This is a genomic window from Blautia sp. AM29-29, from assembly GCF_003480555.1.
Classification (GTDB): Bacteria; Bacillota; Clostridia; order Lachnospirales; family Lachnospiraceae; genus Fusicatenibacter; species Fusicatenibacter saccharivorans.
In genome coordinates this window covers 4,294-10,951 of sequence record NZ_QUJD01000036.1, presented here as the reverse complement: position 1 = coordinate 10,951, position 6,658 = coordinate 4,294, and the positions used below count along the sequence as shown (strand labels likewise).

Here is a 6,658-nt window from a genome sequence, read left to right as displayed (position 1 = left end):
CCTTTGGAGGGCTAATAATAAACCACCAGTTGAACTGGTGGTTGCTAACTTAGTACTCAAGAGGGTGAAATGCGCACAGAAGATTTTATTCCGGAGGAAAGTACATCATTGTCGGAAGAGACGTCGAAAGAAGAAAATACTTCGCCATCAGAAGAGACTCCTGGAGAGAAAATCACCCCGCCATTAGAAGAGACTCCTGGAGAGGAAATCACCCCGCCATTAGAAGAGACTCCTGGAGAGGAAATCACCCCGCCATTAGAAGAGATTCCGGAGGAAGAAATTACTCCATCCCAGGGAGAGCTTTCAGAAGAAGAAAAAGCCTTCGAGGAGCAGATTGCACAAGAGGAATCACCGAAACTTCAGGAGATTTCCGAAGGATTTGATATTGATTTCTATGTCATTATTGATGGAAACAAGGTAAAGCTTCAGCATAATGACATTACCGGCATTGCAACATGGAAAGACGGAAGAACTACCTACTATGGTGTTTCCATTGAGGACCTGCTCCTGATATATGAAGAATTTGGATTTGTAAAAGGAAGTGATGGGCAGAATCCTGTTGCAGATGAGAAGTTTGTGTCTGCATACCGGGGAAAAAGCGGGATAGAATACGGAAAAGTTTATACAGACACAGAATCCGGAAAGACATATGTTTCTTACAATTATGGACAGAATAAACAAGGGAAAGCGATAGATGTTTACTACCTTCCAAATGGAAAAGGCTTTGCATTAAATTTAAAAGATTCTGTAAAAAAGGACAACTCGTTTTATTCCGTAGAGGTAAAGGGAGAAGGGCAGGATCGGATTCGTTATGCATTAACAGGAACTGTAGTGGAAGAAGCTGTGGCTGATTTTAATCCCCAATTGTCGGACCAGACAGACCAGATCGAATGGACCTGTATGGGAACAGATGATAAGGTGATAGATGGTATACGGGAATCAGGGAACCAGACGAGGTTCACAATCGGAAAGATCACACAGTCTTATGTGATCCAGAGAGCGGATCAGACAGCCTTTGACATTCAGTTTTATATATATGCAGACAATGAGGTTCGAAAGCTGCCGGCTGATTCTCTGAAAAAGGTGTATAAATGGAACCGTCAGGGCAGATGCTATTTATCTGTCAGTGATCTTGCTGAGATTTATAGAGAGTTCGGCTTGAATGCAGAGGAAACACAGTCCGGAAATTATTTTCCATATACAGTCCGTGGTGAGAAGACATTAGCACAGGCGACAGTGGTAACTTATAAAGGACAGCAATATGTATCTTATAACCTGGACAAGCAGGAAGCAACTGTACCAACAGACGTTTATTATATGCCAAAAGGAGCATCTGATGGCGAAAAAATTCCGGATAATAATTCAGACCAGATGAAGCAGAATAAGAACAGTTTCTATTCGGTTACAGTGATCAATCCGGATGGAAATCGAACTGTGAGTTACTATAAGAAAGATTCTGCGGTCACAATTTCCGTTGATCCTGGAGATACGGAGGAAAGCGACTGGCTTTGTGCCAGTGAGGATGAAAATAAAACAATTTCTCCGGTGAAACAGGGCGATAAACTAACCTTTTCTATTGGAAAGATAGAGCAACCATATACGGTTGCATGCAACACTTTTGCACCAGCAACCTTGAACATTAAATTCTATACTTTTGTAAATAATGAGAGATATAATGTTCTAAACGAAGAAATTCCTGTTATAAAAGATACTACAACAAAGCCGGGAACAGTTTATTATTATATTTCTAATGATGAGTTAAAAAAGCATTTTGAAAAATTTCATTACGATGGTTCTATTCAAAATGAAGCAAAAGAGCGTTTTTATTATTCCAAGAGAGATTACGATACAATCCATAATGCAGGGAAATACACGATAGAAGGTCATGAATGTATTTATATAGGAAAGTCCGGAGAGCCGATGGATGTGTATTACCTGCCAAATGGAGAAAAAATTGATACCATGAGTGCAAAGACCTTATTCGAACACGACGATCATAGATATAACGGTTTTTACAGTGTGACAGTACAGGATGAAGATGGACAGGTTTACAGCGAAACAGCTTTGCGTGATCTTCCGGCAATTGATTTTGTTGCAAGAAAGTCAACACTTACAAGAACAGTTAGTACAAAGCCGCGTGTAGAAGAACAAACGCAGGATATAAACTGGGAATGCAGAAAGGAAGATGGTACTCTTTCAGAAGTTACATGGAGTAAAAATGAAGCAAAGCATACCATGAGCTTTACTATTAAGCCAGATGATGCAGTACGTCCATATGTGATTGTTCCTGATAATACAGAAAAACCGGCAGCAACAAAAGAAGCAAATATTAGTTTTTATGTATTTATCGATGGACATTATAAGCTGATAAAAAATATTAATGCTGAGCAGCATTACATAATCAAAGCAAACAGTGGCCGAGCCAGTCGTTATTATTTGCGAGCTACACCAGATGATACGATTTCTAAAATTTACAGTGAGTTTGGTTTCACTCCGAGCAAGCTGGAGCCCGGCGCAGATCAGAAAGAGAAGATTCTGTTTGGTTATGCGACAGACAGCCGTGTGTTTGTACAGCACCCTTATAAGGACAACGATGGTACATGGTATATTCCTGTCCTGAAAAACGGGAAAGATGTATCTGTCTATTATTTCTCACAGCCAAACCCACTGAATCCAGACAGAATCGAAAATTATTTTGATCGTTTGACAGGACTTTCTTCTCAGGTTGGGCTGGCAGGAAGACATTTCAGTGTAGAGGGAAGTTTTCATCTGATTGAAGTGTTGGATCCACTGAACCTGACCAAAAGAGAGGCGATTAAGAGACAGTATGTAGGCCATGGGGAAGCATATACTGTGGAAGTACCAAAGAGGGCAAGTTTAGAAGGTGAGTATTATGGCAAGGAGATTGTCTGGAGTTGTACATCTAATGACAGGGACGAAAATGAGGTTCTTCCGGAACCGTCCGGAGATGATAAGGTAAAATTTGAAATTCCGAATGTTAACTCATCTTATGAGGTGATCGCAGACAAACCGCTGGAGTCTGGGGCAGTCAGGGTTATCTATAATACAACTCGTTATATGAAGAAACTTCCTAAGGAAGCTAAGTTGACCCCTCAGGTTGAGAATAAGACAAGACATACAGATGATTATGAGAATGAAATAGAAGCTGGAAAACATAACGTTAAGTCACCATATCCTCTGGTTTATGATCATGAAGATAATGACAGCAAAGAGTTGGAACAGTATGAATTCGATCATTGGGATTACAGAAACAAAGACGGAAAGTGGCAGGAATGCGGTGCAGGGGATTCTATTTCTGATCTTATAAATAATAATGCAAGACAGCCAATCACCCTCTATGCAGCGTGGCGTAAGGTGAGTAACCAAAATCGAAAACAGGTACAGTTTTATATCTGTAAGTCAGCGATGCCGGAAGATGGTTCGGTAGCATTACCAACCACGAATGTAGACGATTATACAAGTGCGGTTGCCGTGGCAAACTGTAATGTGAAGGCAAGTATATTGCATGATGTTCCAGTTCTTGGAAATAAGAATCCATCTACGTGGGAACAGTATGCGGATGGAAATAAGAGAGTGCAAGAACTTTTGCAGGGAACTAAACCAGATGAGGGATATATTGGAAATGGAGACTATATCTACAAGATAGATAGAATTCCTTCCGATGAAGAGGTATTCCAGACAATTCGTGAAAGCGGACGTATGATTCGTATCGGAGACAGGGAGATTCCGCCATCGAAATTAGATACCGAATTCTTCACCATTTATTGGTATTCTTTCAAAAGTGAAATGTCCGATGGGTGGCATATTGACGGACGTATTGTAGCAAAAAATGGTTACCTGACAGTAAAGAAAGATTTTGTCGGAATGCCGGAAGCAATAGAGGAAGTCAAGAAAGATTATTATATCCAGGTAGATATGGATGAAAAGCTTTTAGATGGAAAACCTCAGCCACCTGCATTTCATGAGCATATGAAACTTGTGCTTCCTTCAGAAGATAGCCAGAAACCGGATGCAGAAGCTCCGCAAGCGGAGGATGCTCCAATAGAAGTTGTAGGTACATGGACAGATGATACACATACAAGCTGTACGTGGATCGTTAAGGCGGACTCATTCTGGAAATACACATTAAAAGAGTACAACTATAAGCCAAAAGATTCGAATGTGAAATTTTCAGGTTGGTACAATGTTCGCAATTCTCATGAACAAGGAGATAATGTAAATTCATGGGAAGCATATCCAGAAAGTGGAATTAAATTCACAGGACGTGGAATTGGACGCGGTGGTGAAACTCTTACTATTGAATTGGAGAATCGTTATCAGAAAGAGGGAATACTCACACTGAACAAATTTGATGAGTCTACCGGACAGGGAATGGAGAAGATCAATTTTGCTGTCAGTAAGAACGGTGTTGAGGAGGAAACGGTAACAACTGATAAATACGGAATCGCACAACTTCACATTCCGTTACAAGATGAAAACAAACAGAACAGAACAGCAACTGAGACGTATTTGTTGCGAGAGACAAACTTACCGACGGGATATGTAGACACAGGAGATATACAGATCACAGTTGAGATTGCCAATGGAGCATTCAAAATCACTGATGCAAAACTGGTGGATAGGGAGGCTAACGAAAATCAGGAGGCTGTTAAGGCACCAGTTGATGGTAAGATAGACGGAAAATCTGTTCTGCTTCAGCGAGGAGATACCAGCCTTAATATCCGAAATTTTGCTAAAACAGGCACTCTGCATATCAAAAAGACATGGGAAAATCCAAATGATGCACTGACGGAAAAACAGGTGAAAATCAGATTGTATCAGAATGGAATTTCTACAGGACAGGAATTCTTGCTGAATGAAGAGAACGGATGGGAACACACAGTCGACAATGTTCCACTATTCCAGGACAGAAATCCGGTGGAATATAAGGTGGAAGAAATCGAGATAGGAAAGACACATTATTCTTCGGACTACGGGGATGGTTTCCTATATTATGAAGTTATTTATCCAGAGATTCAGTATTTCGATTCAAATGGACAACAAATATTCCCGAAGGATGAGAATGAGTTCAAGGATGTTTCCAAGATGGAACTGGAAGTGCAGAATCTGCATTTCAATCTTGCTGAACGAAGTTTCTTAAAGACGGATGATCTTCTAAGAAACCGACTTGCTGGTGCAGGTTTTCTGTTCTATAAAGTACCGTATGATGATGTTACGAAAGAATATGCAGATGATACAGGATATACAGTAGATTATGACAATACACAGAGCAAGGACGATATCGTTCTGAAAAAGGATGGAAAAACGTGTACGACGTATCGTTCCTTAGAAACAGATGAAAATGGAATGCTTCAATTACCGGAGGACTTTGAGAACGGACGATACTGGATGGTAGAATCTGTTACTCCAAACAAAAAGGACAAAGCAGATAAAACCAAAACACAGTATCAGGATAACTTTAATTTATATATGGTCGATGTAGAATCCGATATTTTATTCCTATATGAGAAATCATCGATGACAAATACCTGGAGAGCTGTTTCGGACAGACATATCGTTAATCATCCGCAAAAAGGCGGGGTGACGGTTGAGATTACAAAGGAAGTCACTGGTCCACTTGGAAACCGCAAGAAGCCATTTGATATGGAAATTCTCTATTGGGAAGATGGTCAAAAGCTGCGTAGCAAGACAATTAGAACTTCTTTGAAACATGGAGATAAAGTTACATTAAAAAATGTAGATATATCTTCGGATATCATAATAACAGAAACTGTTGATACATCAAAATACGCTGTTTCGATTTCTAAAAAAGAAGAGAATGATAAGTATTCAAATCCAGTGCAGGCAACATCGAATGGAAATACAGCTGTCATGAAGCAGCGGATTGAGGCTGCACGAGGAGACGTGATTGAGTTAAAAATCACAAACGAAAACACACAATTAATACCGGAAACAGGGGTTCGTCTGGAAACAAGCAGGCATGTATGGTTACTATTTGCCATAAGTATTATCATGATTCTGTTTTTCAGAAGAAGACGGAAAATAAGATAAACACTGCTATGGAACAAAACTTGCAAAAATACATCAGACATTTTACATGTTTGTTGCATTGGAATAAAAAAAATAAACCACTATAATAATGGTATGCTCCCCGTCAAGAGGACAATAAAAAATAATAAATTTTTGTATCGTCAGCCATGCTATGGCTGGCGATATTTTAGTTTGCGCGCCATGGGCGCGCTCTAACGGGTGAAAGTCCCGAACACGCCTAGGCGACAAGGAAGTGTATAGCTGAACAGCAAGGGTGTCTATCGTAAGGTAGAATCTGAAGGAAGCTGTAAGCAAACTCTTGGTCCGACGGACAGAAATCACATATGAGGCTAGGTTCCGCTTGGTAAGTCTGCTAAATAAGACAAAGCCGTAAAGTTGCCGTTTGTAGGAACCGAGTAAATGTGGCGGATATATGAGAGGAAAGAGCGTGCACCTTAAGCGTGGAGGTCTCACAGAGGTTTCATTAGCCTAGTAACAACGAACTGTGAGAAGTCAGCCGAGCCCATAGTAGCGAAGAAGTCTCTGTAATGGAGATGGAGCGAAGGGGCGAACAATCAATAAGTTTGAGTATGTCTCGTATTGCAGA

Annotated in this window: 1 protein-coding gene; it reads left to right on the top strand. The window is 40.4% G+C overall.

Going from position 1 to position 6,658, the window contains the following annotated elements; translation table 11 throughout:
* Positions 1 to 69: 69 nt before the first annotated feature.
* Positions 70 to 6,072 (top strand): Cna B-type domain-containing protein, encoded by a 6,003-nt coding sequence (locus tag DW769_RS15850; protein ID WP_243105478.1) that lies wholly within the window; start codon positions 70 to 72, stop codon positions 6,070 to 6,072.
* Positions 6,073 to 6,658: the final 586 nt, after the last annotated feature.